The 19,509-nt window shown below is 44.0% G+C and carries 17 protein-coding genes; 11 read left to right on the plus strand and 6 right to left on the minus strand.

Features of this window, described 5'->3' with window-relative positions:
- The first annotated feature begins 54 nt into the window (after positions 1-54).
- Positions 55-813: a DUF1853 family protein gene (locus AB4517_RS16485; RefSeq protein ID WP_017061951.1), complete on the plus strand. Its 759-nt coding sequence runs from the start codon at positions 55-57 to the stop codon at positions 811-813.
- Positions 814-935: 122 nt separating this feature from the next.
- Here the strand turns inward: AB4517_RS16485 and pgm are convergent, their stop codons facing one another.
- Together pgm and seqA are read right to left on the minus strand one after the other, a co-directional pair.
- Positions 936-2,582 carry a phosphoglucomutase (alpha-D-glucose-1,6-bisphosphate-dependent) gene (gene pgm / locus AB4517_RS16490; RefSeq protein WP_017067383.1) on the minus strand — a complete coding sequence of 549 codons (1,647 nt, stop codon included), beginning with the start codon at positions 2,580-2,582 and terminating at the stop codon, positions 936-938.
- A gap of 92 nt (positions 2,583-2,674) precedes the next feature.
- Positions 2,675-3,214, minus strand: a complete 540-nt coding sequence (seqA, locus tag AB4517_RS16495) for a replication initiation negative regulator SeqA (RefSeq protein WP_017061953.1) — start codon at positions 3,212-3,214, stop codon at positions 2,675-2,677.
- A 93-nt stretch (positions 3,215-3,307) separates the two neighbouring features.
- Between seqA and AB4517_RS16500 the strand changes: the two genes are divergently transcribed.
- The 3 genes from AB4517_RS16500 (at position 3,308) to fldA (ending at position 4,988) form a co-directional block, all read left to right on the plus strand.
- Positions 3,308-4,069, plus strand: a complete 762-nt coding sequence (locus AB4517_RS16500) for an alpha/beta fold hydrolase (protein WP_017061954.1) — start codon at positions 3,308-3,310, stop codon at positions 4,067-4,069.
- A 108-nt stretch (positions 4,070-4,177) separates the two neighbouring features.
- Entirely contained in the window at positions 4,178-4,396 is a 219-nt protein-coding gene (locus AB4517_RS16505) for a DUF2788 domain-containing protein (RefSeq protein WP_004737900.1), read from the plus strand.
- Between the two features lie 58 nt (positions 4,397-4,454).
- Entirely contained in the window at positions 4,455-4,988 is a 534-nt protein-coding gene (gene fldA / locus AB4517_RS16510) for a flavodoxin FldA (RefSeq protein WP_010436745.1), read from the plus strand.
- Between the two features lie 96 nt (positions 4,989-5,084).
- Here fldA and AB4517_RS16515 read toward each other — a convergent pair whose 3' ends face one another.
- Positions 5,085-5,591 carry a DUF4442 domain-containing protein gene (locus tag AB4517_RS16515; RefSeq protein ID WP_017061955.1) on the minus strand — a complete coding sequence of 169 codons (507 nt, stop codon included), beginning with the start codon at positions 5,589-5,591 and terminating at the stop codon, positions 5,085-5,087.
- Between the two features lie 207 nt (positions 5,592-5,798).
- On the opposite strand from AB4517_RS16515, the gene fcrX reads away from it, so the two are divergent.
- Together fcrX and AB4517_RS16525 are read left to right on the plus strand one after the other, a co-directional pair.
- A complete protein-coding gene (gene fcrX, locus AB4517_RS16520) occupies positions 5,799-6,245 on the plus strand; it encodes a ferric iron uptake transcriptional regulator FcrX (RefSeq protein ID WP_017061956.1) in 447 nt (148 codons plus the stop codon).
- Between the two features lie 57 nt (positions 6,246-6,302).
- A complete protein-coding gene (locus AB4517_RS16525) occupies positions 6,303-6,920 on the plus strand; it encodes a prepilin-type N-terminal cleavage/methylation domain-containing protein (RefSeq protein WP_032547229.1) in 618 nt (205 codons plus the stop codon).
- A 132-nt stretch (positions 6,921-7,052) separates the two neighbouring features.
- On the opposite strand, the gene glnS is transcribed toward AB4517_RS16525, so the two are convergent.
- Entirely contained in the window at positions 7,053-8,720 is a 1,668-nt protein-coding gene (gene glnS / locus AB4517_RS16530) for a glutamine--tRNA ligase (RefSeq protein WP_017063407.1), read from the minus strand.
- 298 nt (positions 8,721-9,018) lie between these two features.
- Positions 9,019-10,569 (minus strand): N-acetylglucosamine-specific PTS transporter subunit IIBC, encoded by a 1,551-nt coding sequence (gene nagE, locus AB4517_RS16535; RefSeq protein ID WP_032546287.1) that lies wholly within the window; start codon positions 10,567-10,569, stop codon positions 9,019-9,021.
- Between the two features lie 475 nt (positions 10,570-11,044).
- Here nagE and nagA point away from each other — a divergent pair, with 475 nt between their 5' ends.
- The 4 genes from nagA to asnB all read left to right on the plus strand — a co-directional run bounded on the left by nagA (position 11,045) and on the right by asnB (position 16,974).
- Positions 11,045-12,181, plus strand: coding sequence for an N-acetylglucosamine-6-phosphate deacetylase (gene nagA / locus AB4517_RS16540; RefSeq protein ID WP_017062193.1), 1,137 nt, complete (start codon positions 11,045-11,047; stop codon positions 12,179-12,181).
- A gap of 2 nt (positions 12,182-12,183) precedes the next feature.
- On the plus strand, positions 12,184-13,398 hold the full coding sequence (locus AB4517_RS16545; RefSeq protein ID WP_017062194.1) for an ROK family protein: 1,215 nt from the start codon (positions 12,184-12,186) through the stop codon (positions 13,396-13,398).
- Positions 13,399-13,481: 83 nt separating this feature from the next.
- Positions 13,482-15,068 (plus strand): cation:proton antiporter family protein, encoded by a 1,587-nt coding sequence (locus tag AB4517_RS16550; RefSeq protein ID WP_017062195.1) that lies wholly within the window; start codon positions 13,482-13,484, stop codon positions 15,066-15,068.
- Positions 15,069-15,303: 235 nt separating this feature from the next.
- Positions 15,304-16,974, plus strand: coding sequence for an asparagine synthase B (gene asnB, locus AB4517_RS16555; protein WP_102320162.1), 1,671 nt, complete (start codon positions 15,304-15,306; stop codon positions 16,972-16,974).
- Positions 16,975-17,052: 78 nt separating this feature from the next.
- Here the strand turns inward: asnB and rfaH are convergent, their stop codons facing one another.
- The gene (gene rfaH, locus AB4517_RS16560; RefSeq protein WP_017068990.1) at positions 17,053-17,559 is read right to left on the minus strand and encodes a transcription/translation regulatory transformer protein RfaH; all 507 of its coding nucleotides are present in this window, start codon (positions 17,557-17,559) and stop codon (positions 17,053-17,055) included.
- Between the two features lie 501 nt (positions 17,560-18,060).
- On the opposite strand from rfaH, the gene AB4517_RS16565 reads away from it, so the two are divergent.
- Entirely contained in the window at positions 18,061-19,455 is a 1,395-nt protein-coding gene (locus AB4517_RS16565; RefSeq protein WP_372130453.1) for a peptide MFS transporter, read from the plus strand.
- Positions 19,456-19,509 lie beyond the last annotated feature (54 nt).

Raw genomic sequence — 19,509 nt, forward strand, 5'->3', positions numbered from 1 at the left:
TATCAATTTACGGGTAGAATGTCGAAAGCCCCACGATGAGTTTATGAGGAAGAGATGACAGCACTGCAACGTTTTTACCAATGGGTCATCGACTCACCGCCATTACTAGAAATCAAGCCACCGGTTTCGGATCTCAGTGCATTCTCTAGCAACCATGCCATCGACTCATCACATACTTATGAGGGTAATCCTAGATTAGGTTTCCTCTACCAATATCTATGCGAGCAAGTGATCGCTGCCTCACCGAATTACTCGATAAAGCACGACGAGATTCAGATCAATGTGGAAGGCAGAACTCTCGGTGCAATCGACTTTATTCTTAAAGAAGAGAGCAGCCAAAAGCTGGAACATTGGGAAGTGGCGATTAAGTTTTATCTGCTCCACGAACAAACATGGTTTGGACCCAACTCTCACGACCAATTGGATAAGAAACTCGACAGGATGCTCAGCCACCAACTCGAAATGTCCTCTTCTGCCGCCTTTGTTGAGCAATATCCAGAAATCGATGTCGACTCAAAACACTTACTGATGCAAGGTCGTCTATATACCAACCCTTTCTTAGAGCAAAACATACCGACAAAATGCTTGGGCTATGACATTAACCCAAGCCAAGTAAACGGCTTTTGGTGCTATCAAGATCAGGCTCATTTAATCAGTGAACCACTGTATCCACTCACCAAAGAGCAATGGGCAGCAGGGACGGATGATTTCAGCAGTCAGCCGATCACCGAGTTCGGTGATCGCTTCGTCCATGGGCAAACAAAGTCGGGGCAATTCTGGTTTGTGATGCCACAAAGTTGGCCACACGGTTAGTCGTCTGAGCTAACTCAGTTACCTTTTCCCGCTTATACGTAACTAACACAAACAAAAAGGGTTGATGCTTTCACATCAACCCTTCTTCTATTTACTTAGCAACTCTAGTAATCGAGATTCGATTATAGGCCAGCGGCTGCAAATACTTGGTTAACAATCTCTTGAGCTTCTGCTTCGATTGCTTTCAGGTGCTCTTCACCCTTAAAGCTTTCACAGTAGATCTTGTAGATGTCTTCAGTGCCTGATGGACGCGCAGCAAACCAGCCGTTCTCAGTTGTCACTTTCAAGCCACCAATCGCAGCACCGTTACCTGGAGCGTGTGTTAAGCGTGCAGTAATTGCATCACCAGCCAACGTCTCAGCAGAAACCATCTCTGGAGATAGTTTCTTCAGCACGTCTTTCTGTGCACCATTTGCTACCGCTTGAATACGGTTGTACTTAGATTCACCGTGTTTAGCGGCAAGTTCTTCGTAGTATTCTTGTGGGTTCTTACCTGTCACTGCTGTGATCTCAGCCGCAAGCAAGCAAAGAATCAGGCCGTCTTTATCTGTTGACCAAGGCGTACCGTCTTTACGTAGGAAAGAAGCACCTGCGCTCTCTTCGCCACCAAAACCAAACTGGCCGTTGTATAAGCCATCAACGAACCATTTAAAACCAACTGGCACTTCACAAAGTTCGCGACCTAAGTCAGAAACTACGCGATCGATTAATGCACTTGATACTAGTGTCTTACCAACAGCAACGTCTTTACCCCAACCTTCACGGTTACGGTATAGGTAATCAATACAAACCGCTAAGAAGTGGTTTGGATTCATCAAACCTTTAGGTGTCACGATACCGTGGCGATCGTAATCTGGGTCGTTACCAAATGCTAGAGCGTACTCGTCTTTAAGCGCCAGTAAGCCTGCCATTGCGTATGGAGAAGAACAGTCCATACGAACTACGCCATCTTTATCTAGAGACATGAATTGGAATGAAGGGTCAACCGCTTCACTTACCAGAGTAAGATCTAGATTGTACGCTTTACCAATTTGACGCCAGTAATCAATACCGCTGCCACCCAGTGGATCAACACCAATCTTGATGTTTGCTTTCTGGATCGCTTCCATATCCACGACGTTAACCAAATCAGCGACGTATGGCGCGACTAGGTCAACTTCTTTTACTAGCTCAGACTGTTTAGCCTGTGCGATAGGCGTACGCTTAACACCTTGCATTTGCTCAGCAATGATCACGTTCGCACGGTCTTCAATCGCTTGAGTCAGTTCAGCTTCAGCTGGGCCACCGTGTGTCGGGTTGTATTTAATACCGCCGTCTTGAGGTGGGTTATGTGAAGGCGTGATAACAATGCCGTCGGCTTTTTTGTCATTCACTAGGTTGTGCGTAAGAATCGCGTGCGAGATACCAGGTGTTGGAGTAAAGCCGTTGTTTTCTTGAATAATAACTTCAACACCGTTCGCTACAAGCACTTCGATAACCGTAGAGAACGCAGGCTCAGATAGAGCGTGAGTATCTTTACCTAAGAAAAGAGGGCCAGTTGTACCTTGCTCGGCACGAACTTCAGCAACCGCTTGTGCAATTGCTAGAATGTGGTTTTCGTTAAATGTTGATCTGTCTGCTGTACCGCGGTGACCTGAAGTACCGAAAAGTACTTTATGATCTGGGTTCGTAGCATCCGGTTGCTGTAAGAAATAGTTAGCAACTAAAGCCGGGATATTATGAAGATCTTCCTGCTGAGCTTTCTGCCCAGCACGAGGGTGCATAGCCATTTTTCGACATCCTTATATATAAAATTTTAAAACAAAAAAACCTCATAATATCTTCTTATCCATGGATATTATGAGGTTTAAATCAGATTTCGTTAAATTGAACCTGTTACTTTTTCTATCAATTCTGCTTGGAAATTCATGCGGCTCATAAGCTGCTCAACCATCTGTCTTTTTCGGCTTGTATTGTTATTAGTAATAACCCAAAAAGGACTTTGTGGAATAGCTTTAGGCTTAGTCGTGTTGCCGTTTGCTAGCAACGTCGCTTCGTTATCTGCAAAGTAAACGCGCTTACGGCCTTTTACTTGAGTTGCTTCTGAAAAGCTTAAAGGGTCGATTTTATGCAGTGTTGATAACACAAGCATGAAACGATCAATGGCTTTCTTTAGTGATGCAAACTCATCTGATATTAGTAGTGAGCGCATTTCTTTAACGCCATCGAACTTCTCTGGAGTAAAGCCTACCTCTTTGCTAACAACGATACCTTTTGGCTCAACGATCTCTTCGATCGGAGCCATGCCTTGGCTATCAACCTGTAACAAGCGGCGCAGAATATCTGAAGCGCTTTCGCCAATACGTTCTGTCTGACCCGCAATAAAACGGTATAGGTCCTCATCAACCTCAATTGTTTTCATTCGCTTTTCACAATCTCAATGTTTAAACTCTGGGGGATTATAGCGAGATCCGCGCGGATACTCTACGTCAAACCCACCATGAATAAGATAAAAATGTCAGTACAGCTCAACTATAAAATTGAAGGTGAGGGTCACACCATTGTTTTGATCCATGGATTATTCGGTAATCTGGACAACCTTGGCTTGCTCGCTAGGGATCTAAAAGCCGATCATCAGGTACTTAGTATCGATCTCCGCAACCACGGTCAATCCTTCCATAGTGACACTCATAACTATCAAGCGATGGCACAAGACGTGGCTCAACTGCTGCATGATCTTAAGTCAGAAGACGTCACTGTGATTGGTCACTCGATGGGTGGCAAAGTAGCGATGGCACTGACACAACATCTTGCGCTGCATAAATTGATTGTCTTGGATATGGCTCCGGTCGCGTACACTCAGAGTCGCCACGACAACGTATTCGCAGGCCTGCAAGCCGTGATAGAAGAAGAGCCGACTTCACGCTCAGATGCACTCAAGGTTCTCGCAAAACATATCGAGATCGATGGCGTTCGCCAGTTTTTAACCAAATCTTTGTTCAAAACAGAGCAAGGCATCATGGAATGGCGCTTCAATGTTGCTTCGTTATTGAGCAACTACCCACATATTATTGGTTGGGAACCGATCGAGAAAACCTCGGTCAAAACCTTGCTCATTAAAGGTGGGGATTCAGATTACCTCACCGCAGAACATCAAGCAGCCGTTCAGCAGCAATTTTCTAACGCAAAAGCGCATGTCATTGCCAACACAGGTCACTGGCTGCATGCTGAAAAACCAGCAGAAGTACTTAGAGCAATTAGAAAATTCATCGCTTAACTGCGCTTTTTCGTGCAGATAAATGAGAGCTGTGTAATTACTGCAGATTAACTTTATCTCACAACAGTGATATAGTGCGCCCAAGCAAAATTGGTATATAAGGTTCCCATGCTTTACGACTACATGAACATCATCGAATCTGTTGGTTTAGATCTCCTGTTTGCCGCGATTTTCTTTTTAATCGGTATGGCAATTAAGGACGTTCTCAAGCAGGGAAATGTTCCTCCATTTGGTCGTCGCATCGTATGGTTAGTACTTTTCCTTGGCTGTGCGGGTTTTATCGCCAAAGGGATAATCCAACTAAGCTGGGAAGGAACTGGGATCTAACGATTCTCTTCCGAACTTTATTACACCGACAACAGACAAAATGAAAGGTAATGATTCTATGGCAAGTGTAGGTCTCTTCTTTGGTAGCGATACAGGTAACACTGAAGCTGTTGCTAAGATGATTCAAAAGCAATTGAGCAAACAGCTCGTTCACGTTCAAGACATTGCAAAAAGCAGCAAAGAAGATATCGATAACTTCGATCTACTGCTGCTTGGTATCCCTACGTGGTACTACGGCGAAGCACAATGTGATTGGGATGACTTTTTCCCAGAGCTAGAAGCTATTGATTTCTCAACTAAGCTTGTTGCTATCTTTGGTTGTGGCGACCAAGAAGATTACGCAGAATACTTCTGTGATGCTATGGGTACTATCCGTGACATCGTTGAAGCGAAAGGCGGTACTATCCTAGGTCACACATCAACTGAAGGCTACGAATTCGAAGCATCGAAAGGTTTAGTTGAAGGCGATGACAGCCAATTCGTTGGTCTATGTATCGATGAAGACCGTCAACCTGAGCTAACTGATGAGCGCGTATCTAACTGGGTTAAACAAATCCACGAAGAGATGTGCCTAGCAGAGCTAGAAGACTAATTCTCTAGTGGTTGTTAATTGTTACAGTTAATAACCATTATGTAGATATGAAAAAACCTCCTTATAGGAGGTTTTTTGCTATTTAAAATCTATTAATTAGCACTCAGCCTCTAATGCTTCATCATCATCTCTAAATTGCGGCTTCTTTCTTACATAGAGGGTGCGTTGAATTTCTGAAACCACATTACCCTGCTTATCTTTCACGTGAATAATAAATTCGGGGAAGCACTTTTCACCGAGTTGCGTCTGACGATAGATATCGTCAAGCTGCCCTTGCCTTATCTCAAAATCTGCATACAAGTCCGATTGCCCCGGCTTGATGAAGTTAATGCTCGCTTCTTTATCCCAAACATAATATCGTTCACCTAAAATTCCCATTAACATCAATGAGTAAACGGGATCGGTAAGAGAAAAGATACTGCCGCCATATTGAGTACGATTGGCGTTCTTATTCCACCAGCGTAGCTTAAGTACTGTCTTAACAACCCTAAAGTCAGTGCTAATGTGGGCTATTCGAATACCCGCTCCCCAAAAGGGAGGCCAAATATTAAGAGCAAATTTTACAATGTTGGGTTTATATATTTTTGCGAGTTGCTTATTCATAACAACATTCCATGTTCATATCAGAAACACCGTCACCTTGACTGGTCGTACCTCCACTATAAGTGAGATACTTCCAATTTACAAAACAGATTGTGATGTCAGTAAGTAACCCTTTGAAGTTCGTGGTTTATTGTTATGCCTGACTAAACTATAATGGTATTAATATTGAATTCTGTTAATTGCTGCAGATCATCAACAGGAAAGTATATGTCAGACAATAATCAAGCGCTAAAAGATGCAGGTCTTAAAGTGACCCTTCCACGGCTCAAAATTTTAGAAGTATTACAACAGCCAGACTGCCAACATATTAGTGCTGAAGATTTATATAAGAAGCTGATCGACCTAGGTGAAGAAATCGGTCTTGCAACCGTTTATCGAGTACTTAACCAATTCGATGACGCTGGCATTGTAACTCGTCACCACTTCGAAGGCGGCAAGTCTGTATTTGAACTTTCTACACAGCACCACCACGACCACCTTGTATGTTTAGATTGTGGCGAAGTGATCGAATTCTCTGATGACATCATCGAAGAAAGACAGAAAGAGATTGCTCAGCGTTACAACGTGCAACTAACAAACCACAGTTTGTACTTGTACGGCAAAAGCATTAACGGAGATTGCAAAGGCAATCCAGACGCGCATAAAGCGAAGTAGTAATACAGAACGCTGGCTTAGGCCGGCGTTTTTTATATAGGGCATCATAAAGTATCCATGAAAAGAATCCCGCTAGTTAAGGCTTTTACTTTAATTGAGATGTTGGTTGTTGTAGTGATTATTGCAGTGCTTGCTATTGTTGCCCTTCCCCGTTTTCTTAACATTCAAACCGATGGCCGTATCGCTCTGTTTGACGCTGCTCAATCTCAATTTCAAACTGCGATCACGTTTGCTCACAGTAAATGGCTAGTCAGCGGCGGCGGCAACGCTGAAATGAATGACATGCCAGGTTTTGGGGAAGACGGAGACGGCAATGCTCAATTGGACATAAATGACGTCGGCTACCCACTCGGCGTCGATAAAGGCAACCCTATGGGGCAGCCTTACAACATAGGTCAAGGTGACCAAGGGTGTGTGTCAATATGGAATGCCATTATGACAACCGACCTGACCGCTACTACAGACCCGAACCAGTCCAACAATTTTGATTTTATTACCCGCCGTCAAAACCATAGTTTTGTTGCCAAAGACGGTACTCCTCAAAACAAACTCGCGCTTTGCTACTTCATCTACACTGGAGTCGATTTCGACAGCGATCCTGGTAATGCAGGTTATGTTTTCTGGTATAACTCACGCACGGGTGAAGTAACCCAACAAGACCCTAATAATCCCTAAAACTCTGGCTCTAGTGCTTAAAACGCTAGTTGGTCACTAGAAACACCTTGGTAATCAAATTTAAGACACAAAAAAACCGGCCCTAAGCCGGTTTTTTATTGGGTCGTTTTTAACAAACTAAATACTCAAGCATTAAGCTTCAGTTTTACCCCATGTGTCACGTAGACCAACCGTGCGGTTGAAGACTAGTGCATCTGCTTTAGAGTCTTTCGAATCCACACAGAAGTAACCTGTACGTTCAAACTGGTACGCTTGCTCTGCCACACCTTCTGCTAAGCTAGGTTCAACAAAACCATTTAGCGTAACAAGTGATTCAGGGTTTAGCGTTGCAGCGAAGTCATCAGCAGCGGCTGGGTTTGGCACTGTGAATAGACGATCGTACAAACGAATCTCAGCAGGCAGTGCTTTATCAGCAGATACCCAGTGGATAACGCCTTTCACTTTGCGGCCATCTGCAGGGTTCTTACCCAATGTTTCATTGTCGTAAGAACAGAAGATAGTCGTAATGTTGCCTTCTGCATCTTTTTCGATACGTTCAGCTTTGATCACGTAAGCACCACGCAGGCGAACTTCTTTACCTAGAACCAAACGCTTGTACTTTTTGTTTGCTTCTTCACGGAAGTCATCACGCTCAATCCAAACTTCACGTGTAAATGGTACTTCACGAGTGCCCATTTCTGGCTTGTTTGGGTGATTTGCAACCGTTAACGTTTCTACTGTATCTGCTTCGTAGTTTTCGATAACGATCTTAACTGGATCCAGAACAGCCATTGCACGAGGTGCATTTTCGTTCAGATCATCACGGATGCAAGATTCAAGTGAACCGAACTCAATCATGTTCTCTTGCTTAGTTACACCAATACGCTTACAGAATTCACGAATCGAGCTTGAAGTAAAACCACGACGACGTAGGCCAGAAATAGTAGGCATGCGTGGGTCATCCCAACCTTGAACTAGGTTTTCAACCACAAGTTGGTTCAGCTTACGCTTAGACATCACTGTATATTCAAGATTCAGGCGGCTAAACTCGTACTGACGAGGTTGGCAGTCAATCGTGATGTTATCTAGAACCCAATCGTACAAACGACGGTTATCTTGGAATTCAAGCGTACAGATAGAGTGCGTAATACCTTCCAGCGCATCAGAGATACAGTGAGTAAAGTCGTACATTGGGTAAATGCACCACTTGTCAGCCGTTTGATGGTGGTGAGCAAAACGAACACGGTAGATAACAGGATCGCGCATAACCATGAACGAAGAGCTCATGTCGATCTTAGCACGTAGACACGCTTTACCTTCTTCGAAGCCACCGTCACGCATTTTTTCAAACAACGCTAGGTTCTCTTCTGGGCTGCGGTCACGGTATGGGCTCGCTTTACCTGGCTCTTTTAGCGTGCCACGGTACTCACGGATTTGATCAGGACTTAGCTCGTCAACATACGCTAAGCCTTTATTAATTAATTCCACAGCATAAGCGTAAAGCGTATCGAAGTAGTTTGATGAGTAGCAAATATCACCAGACCATTCGAAGCCTAACCAGCTTACATCATTCTTAATTGACTCAACGTATTCAACGTCTTCTTTTTCAGGGTTTGTATCATCGAAACGAAGATTACATTGTCCCTGGTAGTCCTGAGCAATACCAAAGTTCAAGCAAATAGATTTAGCGTGACCAATGTGCAGGTAGCCATTTGGCTCCGGCGGGAAACGAGTATGCACGCTACTGTGTGTACCATCCGCTAAATCTTTATCAATAATTTGGCGAATGAAATTCGATGGACGAGCCTCAGCTTCACTCATCTATAGCACCTCTATGTATTAGTATTGTCAGAGAAAGTTATCTTTCGTCCCCAAGAAAACGGTCGCTTATGGCGCCAGTCAAAGATAGAAAGATCATTGTTGCTAATCATCCACAATTCTTAGCCTTTGCACAATAAGAACCGTCCGTTAATTGCGATTATTTCTGCTATTCGATGAAGAATAGAACGAACCGTGTTCGCTGGTCTTAAACTGCAGGCACAAAAAAGCCTCCCGTGTGGGAGGCTTTCAATTTGACACTTACTTAAGAGTAACTTTACGTCTTAATTAAGTACTTCCCTTACTGTGGAAGTTTTACATCAGATAGGTCTTCGCCTGCACCAATAGCTTTCATTTCGCCAGCTACGATTTCAGCTAGTGGGCCTAGGATAACCTGTAGGTTGTTTTCACCTAGTTTAACCACACCTTTAGCACCAAGTTTCTTAAGAACAACTTCATCTGCAACAGAGCGGTCTTTAAGAGTTAGACGTAGACGAGTGATACAAGCGTCGATTGAAGTTAGGTTGTCGTGACCACCTAGAGCTTTCAGGTATTGACGTGCAAGGTCGCCCTTTGGTGCGTCGCCAGCAGGAGCTGCAACAGCTTCGTCATCATCTTCACGACCTGGCGATTTCAAGTTGAAAGCGCGGATTGCGAAAGAGAAAGTGAAGAAGTATAGAGCACCGAAGCCAAGACCGATTAGTAGTAGTACGAATGGTTTAGTTGCTAGACCCCAGTTCAATACGAAGTCGATAAGACCAGCAGAGAAACCGAAACCGTGCAGAGTACCAAACATGTTAGCAACTACTAGAGACAAACCTGTAAATACAGCGTGCATTGCGTATAGAGCAGGAGCTAGGAATACAAACATGAATTCTAGCGGCTCTGTGATACCTGTTAGGAATGAACAGAATGCAACTGAGAATAGTGCGCCACCAACTTGGCTACGTTTTTCAGCAGGAGCAGCTAGGTACATTGCAAGTGCAGCACCTGGTAGACCGAACATCATTACTGGGAAGAAACCGTTCATGAATACGCCAGCGCCTTTATCGCCGCCGAAGAAACGGTGTAGGTCGCCAGATTTAACTGTTTCAGTTACTTCTTTAACAGTTGCAACAATTTCTGGGTTAACTGAGTTAGCAAATTCAAATGTGTACTCTTGACCAACAACTAAAGTTTTAGCTAGTGCAGGGTCAACACAAAGTTGAGAGAAGCCTTCTGCAGCAACTACGATCTCTTGACAAGAGCCCATACCGAACCAGAAGTACGAGTTCAGTACATGGTGTAGACCTACTGGGATAAGTGCACGGTTAAGAGTACCGTAAACAAATTGACCGATAGCGCCAGACGTTGAAACTGCGTGAGCAAGTGCATCTAGACCAGATTGAACAGCAGGCCATACAACACCAAAGATTGCGCCAGCAACTAGAGCAAATAGACCAGCCATAATAGGAACTAGACGTTTGCCAGAGAAGAATGCTAGCCACTCTGGAAGACGAGTCGCGTGGAATGCATTGTAAGAGTGACCTGCGATGATACCTGCAAAGATACCGCCGAAGAATGACATATTTACACTAGCATCGATGTTTGTTGCGGTTGCTGTCAGAACAAAGTAAGCAACTGCACCAGCAAGACCTGCTGCGCCGTTACCGTCTTTAGAAAGACCAATAGCTATACCCAAACCAAACAATAATGGTAGTTGACTGAAGATTGCGTTACCAGCAGATGCCATGAATGCGATATCGAGTAAGTCTGGCTGACCCAGACGTAGCAGCAATGCCGCAATCGGAAGCGTTGCGATTGGTAGCATTAACGCCTTACCAAGCTTCTGCGCATATCCTAGAATATTCACCAGTTGTTTCCCCCTATAGGATTTTTTAGAATTCGTTTGAGAAACTTATTTTAGTCGCTCAATTTAGTCCTATTCAGTGTATTCAATTAATTTTGCTCCGCAAATTAAAACCTTACCATTTGTGATCCTAATCACCAGTTTTTACCAAATCCAGAGGTTTTTGCTAGCGAGATCATAAAACTTATTTTATCATTAAAAAAAACGAACATTTATGGATAAAATCCAAATCTAATCATTAGGCAAAAAGATGGTAACTCCGGGCTTATAGAGCACCGTGAATAATCATTATTGATGGACCTAAATGTATAATAAAAATCAATTGTTCATATGTTTTTCAACAACTTAAATCGCTTCTCATTTTGAAGCCGTTTGCCCATAAAAGATAAATCGTTACGTAAATGATGCTCGCAAACTAAGTCCGCATTTAGGTAACGAACGAATTTAAAAGATCTCACGAAATAAGGATTAGCTGACTATGTACGCGCTAAGTAACTGTAAAATTTACACTGGTAGTGATGTTCTAACCGATCATGCTGTTGTAATCGAAAACGAACTGATCAAAAAAGTCTGTCCTATCTCTGAATTGCCAGAAGGAATCGAGCTTCGCGACCTAGACGGAGCAAACCTAAGCCCAGGTTTCATTGACCTACAACTGAATGGTTGTGGCGGTGTAATGCTTAACGATGAGATCACTGCAGAAACCATGCAGATCATGCACAAAGCAAACCTGAAATCTGGCTGTACTAGCTTCCTACCAACGCTTATCACCTCTTCAGACGAAGATATGCGTGCGGTTATTACGGCAGCTCGTGAATACCATAACCAGTACCAAAACCAATCTTTAGGTCTGCACCTTGAAGGCCCTTACCTAAACGTTGCGAAAAAAGGCATCCATAGCGTCGATCACATTCGTAAATCTGACAACGAAATGATTGAGCTTATCTGTGAGAACCGTGACCTTGTTGCAAAAGTAACATTGGCTCCAGAGCTTAACGACCCTGAACACATCGAACGCCTGCACAAAGCTGGCGTTGTCGTTTCTATCGGCCACACCAACGCAACTTACGCAGAAGCGCGTCAAGGTTTCGAATCTGGTATCACGTTCGCCACTCACCTGTTCAATGCAATGACGCCGATGGTTGGTCGTGAGCCTGGCGTTGTTGGCGCGATTTACGATACTCCTGAGGTTTACGCTGGCATTATTGCCGACGGCTTCCACGTTGATTACGCAAACATCAGAATTGCGCATAAAATCAAGGGAGAAAAGTTGGTATTAGTGACGGATGCCACAGCTCCTGCAGGTGCTGACATGGAATACTTTATTTTTGTCGGTAAGAAAGTATATTACCGTGATGGTAAGTGTGTTGATGAAAACGGCACACTGGGCGGCTCAGCTCTGACTATGATTGAAGCAGTTCAGAATACAGTTGAGCACGCTGGTATCGCTTTAGACGAAGCTCTTCGCATGGCTACGCTATACCCAGCTACGGCTATCGGTGTAGAAAGCAAGCTAGGTCGAATCAAAAAAGGCATGGTTGCAAACCTAGCTGTATTTGACCGAGACTTTAACGTTAAAGCGACTGTTGTTAACGGACAATACGAGCACAATTAAGTATGAATGGCGGACAAATAGGTAACGTAGACTTAGTTAAACAACTAAACAGTGCGGCGGTATACCGACTTATAGACCAACAGGGGCCTATCAGTCGTATACAAGTGGCTGATGTAAGCCAACTCGCACCGGCAAGTGTTACAAAAATTACCCGCCAACTTTTAGAGCGCGGCCTAATTAAAGAGGTTGCGCAGCAAGCGTCTACTGGCGGTAGACGCGCTATCTCCCTAACCACAGAAGTAGAGCCTTTTCATTCTGTTGCTGTGCGTTTGGGTCGAGACTACATTCAAATAAGCCTGCATGACCTTGGTGGTCGTGAATTGGCTTTCCAACAGCAAGACCTGAATTATTCAGACCAATCAGACCTTACCCAAGGCTTGGTCAATAACCTCAAAGCTTTCATTGCTGAGCATCAACCAAAGATCGATCAACTGATTGCTATTGGTGTCACGCTTCCAGGCTTGGTTAACCCAACGACCGGTGTTGTTGAGTACATGCCGAATACCGACATCGATAACCTCGCATTAAGCGACATTATTCGCGATACATTCCATGTTGCTTGTTTTGTTGGTAACGATGTTCGTGGAATGGCGCTTGCTGAGCACTACTTCGGTGCAAGTAAAGATAGCCAAGATTCTATTTTGGTCAGTGTTCACCGTGGTACAGGTGCAGGCATTATCGTTAATGGTCAGGTTTTCCTAGGTCATAACCGTAATGTGGGTGAAATTGGTCATATCCAAATTGATCCGCTAGGCGAGCAATGCCAATGTGGTAACTTCGGCTGTCTTGAAACAGTAGCGGCAAACCCAGCTATCGTTGAACGCGTGCAGAAGCTGATTAAACAAGGCTATGAGTCTTCTTTAACAGAGCTTGAGCATATTACGATTCAAGACGTTTGTGACCACGCGATTAATGGTGATGAGCTAGCCAAGCAAAGCTTAGTTCGAGTAGGAAACCAGTTAGGTAAGGCTATCGCGATGACGATTAACTTATTTAACCCTCAAAAAGTTATCATTGCTGGTGATATTACCAAGGCACAAGAGATTGTTTTTCCTGCAATTAAGCGCAATGTAGAGAATCAGTCGTTAACGACTTTCCATAGCGGCCTGCCTATTGTAGCATCACAGATCGATAAACATCCTACGATGGGAGCTTTTGCTATGATTAAGCGCGCCATGCTTAACGGCGTGTTACTGCAGAAGCTTCTCGAAGACTAGAGAAAACAATTCTGATTTTCCGCGGGCCGTGTTTGTATAAACACGGCCCGTTTTTTTAAGCTAGGGAACTACAACAACAAGTTATGGAACTTATATTAATATCCACTGCGTTTATCGCAGGATTTATTGCTTTAAAGTGTCACCTTCCCCCATTAGTTGGTTTTTTGGTTGCAGGCTTTGGGCTTTTTGCCTTTGGCTTTGAAACCAATGACACCATCATTACTTTAGCTGACCTTGGTGTCACGCTGCTTCTATTTACTATCGGCTTAAAGCTCGATATCAAAACCCTACTCTCTAAAGAGATCTGGGCTGGCGCGACAATCCACAACCTTTTGTCCACTCTGTTTTTCGCCGTCGCCCTGTTTGGCTTTAAGTTCTTAGGTATTTCATCGCTAGCTGCCATGTCGGTAGAACAGATCGTTCTGCTCGGTTTTGCTCTTTCATTCTCTAGTACTGTATTTGCGGTTAAGACTCTGCAAGAGAAAGGCGAAATGAATGCGACCTACGGAACGTTAGCGATTGGTATCTTGGTCATGCAGGATATCTTCGCCGTAGTATTCTTAACGGCTTCTACGGGCAAAATACCTGAGTGGTATGCAATTGCTCTGTTTGCCCTACCCTTATTACGCCCACTGTTCTACAAAGTGCTCGATTGGGTTGGTCACGGTGAGATGCTGGTTCTTTCCGGCATCTTCTTCGCATTAGTCGTCGGTGCTGGTTTATTCCATTTGGTTGGTGTGAAACCAGATTTGGGGGCTCTTGTTCTAGGTATGTTACTTGCTGGTCACCCAAAAGCCTCAGAATTATCAAAGTCGCTGTTTAACCTTAAAGAACTTTTCCTTGTCTGTTTCTTCTTGAATATTGGTCTGTCAGAGCAACCAACCATTCAAGGCTTTATGCTCGCAATCTTGTTCTTGCTGATGCTGCCAGTGAAAGGTGTTCTCTACTTCTTGGTACTCAACCGCTTCAAGTTCCGTGTTCGAACGTCTCTACTTGCCTCGCTATCACTGTTTAACTATAGCGAGTTTGGCCTCATCGTTGGTGGTCTCGCCTTCAAGATGGGTTGGATGTCGGGTGATATCTTAGTTGCCGTTGCCATTGCAGTTTCACTGTCTTTTCTAATCGCTGCTCCTTTAAACCGAGCTGGTCATAAGCTTTATCAGCAGTCAGGTAAATGGCTAAAAGAGCATGCGTCAGAAAAGCTTCACCGACGTGATAAGCGAATTGACCCTGGTCGTGCCCAAGTGCTTATTCTAGGTATGGGCCGAATTGGTACCGGTGCTTATGACGAATTACGTACTCGCTATGGCAAGGTCAGCCTAGGTGTAGAAGTGCGTGAAGAAGCCGCGCACAACCACAGAAGCCAAGGCAGAAACGTGATTTCTGGCGACGCGACTGACCCAGATTTCTGGGAGCGAATTCTAGATACAGCAAACGTAAAGCTGGTGATTTTGGCAATGCCTCACCACCAAGGTAATCAAACCGCTTTAGAACAATTAAAGTCACGTAACTTTAAAGGCCAAATTGCGGCTATTGCTGAATATCCCGATCAACTCGAAACACTGAAAGAGAATGGCGTTGATGCGGCATTTAACATTTACAGCGAGGCTGGTAGTGGTTTTGCTCGCCACGTTTGCGAACAGTTAAATCCAAATATCAATAAAATCTAGTATTAGACAGTGTTCAACTAAACCTCTCAAAACTGCCTATTTTTCGCACTTTTGAGAGGTTTTTGTTTAAAAAACCAACCGCAATTAAACATCACACACCAAAAGCACATAAAAATTAGATAATTTCTAACAGAACACCCTTTATATTATTTTTTTGCTCACATCCGGTTGCTTTTTTTAGCCAGAATGGCAAATTGAATGCAGTTGATTTGGAAATTATTTAAGAGGAAGTTCTATGTGTTCAGTATTTGGCATTCTCGACATTAAAAGTGATGCCGCAACACTTCGCCCTATTGCTTTAGAAATGTCTAAGAAGCTTCGTCACCGTGGTCCAGACTGGTCTGGTATCTATGCTGGTGAAAAAGCAATCCTTGCTCATGAACGTCTTGCTATTGTTGGCTTGAACAGTGGTGCTCAACCACTATACAGTCAAGACAAAAAGCACATTCTTGCAGTAAACGGTGAAATTTATAACCACAAAGAACTTCGTGCACGCTATGAAGATAAGTACCAGTTCCAGACTGATTCTGACTGTGAAGTTATCCTAGCGCTATACCAAGAGATGGGTGCAGACCTTCTAGAAGAGCTTAACGGTATTTTCGCATTCGTTTTATACGACGAAGAGAAAGACGAATACCTAGTGGGCCGCGACCATATTGGTATCATCCCGCTTTACCAAGGTTACGATGAGCACGGCAACTACTACGTGGCTTCAGAGATGAAAGCATTGGTTGAAGTATGTAAGACGATCAGTGAATTCCCTCCAGGTAGCTTCTACTCTTCGAAAGATGCTGAACCTCAACGCTACTACATCCGCGATTGGAACGAGTACGCTGCGGTACAAGGCAACAGCACAAGCAAAGAAGAACTGACTGAAGCGCTAGAAGCAGCCGTTAAACGTCAACTAATGACTGACGTTCCTTACGGTGTACTTCTATCTGGTGGCCTGGATTCATCAATTACTTCAGCAGTTGCAAAACGCTTTGCGGCAATGCGTATCGAAGATGATGAGCAATCTGAAGCTTGGTGGCCACAACTGCACTCGTTCGCTGTTGGTCTTGAAGGCGCACCAGACCTTATCGCTGCTCGTGAAGTTGCGGACAAGATCGGAACTGTGCACCATGAGATGACTTACACTATTCAGGAAGGCCTAGACGCAATCCGTGACGTTATCTACCATATCGAAACTTACGATGTAACGACGATTCGTGCATCAACGCCAATGTACTTGCTGGCTCGTAAGATCAAAGCGATGGGCATCAAGATGGTACTTTCAGGTGAAGGTGCTGATGAAATCTTTGGTGGTTACCTGTACTTCCATAAAGCGCCAAACGCGAAAGAGTTCCACGAAGAGACAGTACGTAAACTGCTTGCTCTAAGCATGTTCGACTGTGCTCGTGCAAACAAATCGCTAGCGGCATGGGGTGTTGAAGGCCGTGTACCATTCTTGGATAAAGAGTTCATCGATGTCGCAATGCGTCTGAACCCTGAAGATAAGATGTGCGGTAACGGTAAGATGGAGAAACACATCCTGCGTGAGTGTTTTGAAGACTACCTACCAGATTCAATCGCATGGCGTCAAAAAGAGCAGTTCTCTGATGGTGTTGGCTACGATTGGATTGATACATTGAAAGCAACGGCTGAAGCAAAAGTAACGGATCAACAAATGGAAGCTGCTAAGTTCCGTTTCCCTTACAACACGCCAACAACCAAAGAAGGTTATGCTTACCGTGAAATCTTTGAGGAGCTATTCCCTCTAGAATCTGCGGCAGAGTGTGTACCTGGTGGTCCTTCAGTTGCTTGTTCATCAGCGAAAGCGATTGAGTGGGATGAGTCATTCAAAAACTGTGTCGACCCATCAGGCCGTGCAGTACAAGCCGTTCACAACGATGCTTACAACGCTTAGAGCGTTTTGAACAAATCCTAAAGACTAAAAAAGGCGCATTATGCGCCTTTTGTTTTAAGCCTATTTTTATTACTGCAGTTATGCGCGAGCTTGTAGTGCTTCGTTCTCAATACTGATTGGAACGACTTGGCTGATCATTTTCACCAGCATAATCGATCGAGCCTCACCGTCTTTCTGATCGAAAATAGCTTCAACCCCAGCAAATTGGCCACTTTGAATCTTAACTACCTGTCCAGATTCAAACTCAACACAACAATCTTCCACTTCGTTACTGCAGCACTTCTCAAACTCTTTAAGTTCAAACACCAAGTCTCCTTGGACCTCGTGCGGCAGTGAACCGAACTTAATAAAGTCCACAACGCCACGTGTTGAACGAACGGTCGTGAAGCTAGGACCTTGCTCATAGTCGAAGCGAACAAAGATGTAAGACGGAAACAGCGGTTCTTTGACCTGCTTTTCTTTCCCTCTCACCACCTTTTCGACTTCTATTTGAGGGTAAAAGCACTCTACCCCCTGATTCTCTAAGTGCTGCTGAGCGCGTTTTTGATCACCACGCTTACAGTAAAGCAAATACCAACGTTTCATTTGACTAGCCATTTTATATTTTTAGATATTTTACCACATGCCTAAAACGGTTAAATCACTATTAATAAAATGAATCGTTGCTAACGAAAAATAATGCGTAGCAGACCAATTTATCAACAAAAAGTTATAGGTGTCGGAGTGGTTAAGCATTGTACAGAGATCATTTAGAGATCAAAAGACTCATTGTTGTAAGCATATGTATGCCCCACCTAATGCGCATGCCACTCCCTTAAAACTCAAAATGATACACCAGAGCAATATATCTAAAGATTTTAATTCAACACAACTTTAATAAAGGTTATTAACCAACCAACTCAAATCTGGAAAATTAGTTTGCAGCACATCCAAAATGGGCAACATTAAAAATAAAGATATTTAATATCAACATCTTAGTTAAACCAAGTTGTCGTGACCATAAAATAAGCCTATTGCAGACTTTTATCCCACTGTGTATACATGAATGACTATAAAATCTTTTAATACCTAAAATTAGTAAAACTTATGCCAAGCAACCACAACATCTTTGGCCACCCTAGAGGCCTATTTCTACTTTTTAGCACAGAGCTATGGGAACGTTTCTCTTACTATGCGATGCGTGCCATCCTTGTCTTATTTTTGACTGACACTACCCTCAACGGTGGACTGGGTTGGTCAACGAAAGACGCACTCGATCTCTACGGTATTTACACCGGCTTAGTCTACATCACACCATTAATTGGTGGCTGGATTGCCGATAACTACCTAGGTCAGCGTAAATCAATTATGATTGGCGGTGTATTGATGGCACTTGGCCAATTTACAATGGCTCTACCTAACGGCTTCATCGGTTTAGACCAAGTGAACGCGCTGTACCTTGGTTTAGCACTGCTAATCAGTGGTAACGGTATGTTTAAGCCGAACATCTCAACCATGGTTGGCGACCTATACCAAGAAGGCGATAACCGCCGTGACGGTGCTTTCACCATTTTCTACATGGGCATCAACTTAGGTGCGCTGCTTGGTGGCTTAATTTCAGGTGCTGCTGTCGATTCATTCGGTTGGAAAGCAGGTTTCCTAGCCGCTGGTATTGGTATGGTTATTAGCTTGATCATGCAAGTGACAATGGCTCAGTCTTGGTTGGGCAACATCGGTTCTGTACCTGCTGCTGCAAGAGCGAAAGCACTAAACAAATCTAAAGAAAAAGCGCCACTGACCAAAGAAGAGTTCGACAGACTAAAAGTGATTCTTATCATGGGTCTGTTCGTGATTGTTTTCTGGGCGGGCTTTGAACAAGCTGGCGGCCTAATGAACATCTACACTCAACAATATACTGACCGTATGATTGGTGGCTTTGAAGTTCCTGCTGCGTGGTTCCAATCTTTGAACCCATTCTTCATCATTACACTTGCTCCAATCATTGCTGCGTTCTGGGTGAAACTGGGTAAGCGTGAACCCAACTCTCCTGTTAAGTTTGCAATGGCATTGTTCTTCTTAGCACTGGGCTTTGTGTGCATGATGGGCGCGGTAATGGAGCAAGGTGGTGACCTATCCGTGAAAACATCAATGCTATGGCTAGTCGGTGCTTTCTTCTTCCATACCCTTGGTGAGCTTTGTCTATCGCCTATTGGCCTGTCGTTGGTCACTAAGTTAGCTCCGCTTCGCCTAGCATCATTGATGATGGGGGCATGGTTTGGCTTCAATGCGGTGGCAAACTACGTGGCAGGCCTGGTCGGTTCTCACGTTGGTGAGCTTGGTGCTATGTCAATCTTCAGTGGTATTGCTATCACAGCAACGGTGAGTGCCATATTACTGCTGCTTTGTGCTGGTAAGCTTGTATCATGGATGCATGGTGTAGAAACCAACATGACGCTTGAAGCAGAACCAAAAGCTGAGACAGCAGAAACGTCGGTGGCTTAATATCTAGATCCATTTCAAGAAGAAACATCAAGATCAAAAAGGGCTGCTCAATGA

Source organism: Vibrio sp. 10N.222.52.C3 (genome assembly GCF_041474195.1).
GTDB lineage: Bacteria > Pseudomonadota > Gammaproteobacteria > Enterobacterales > Vibrionaceae > Vibrio > Vibrio crassostreae_C.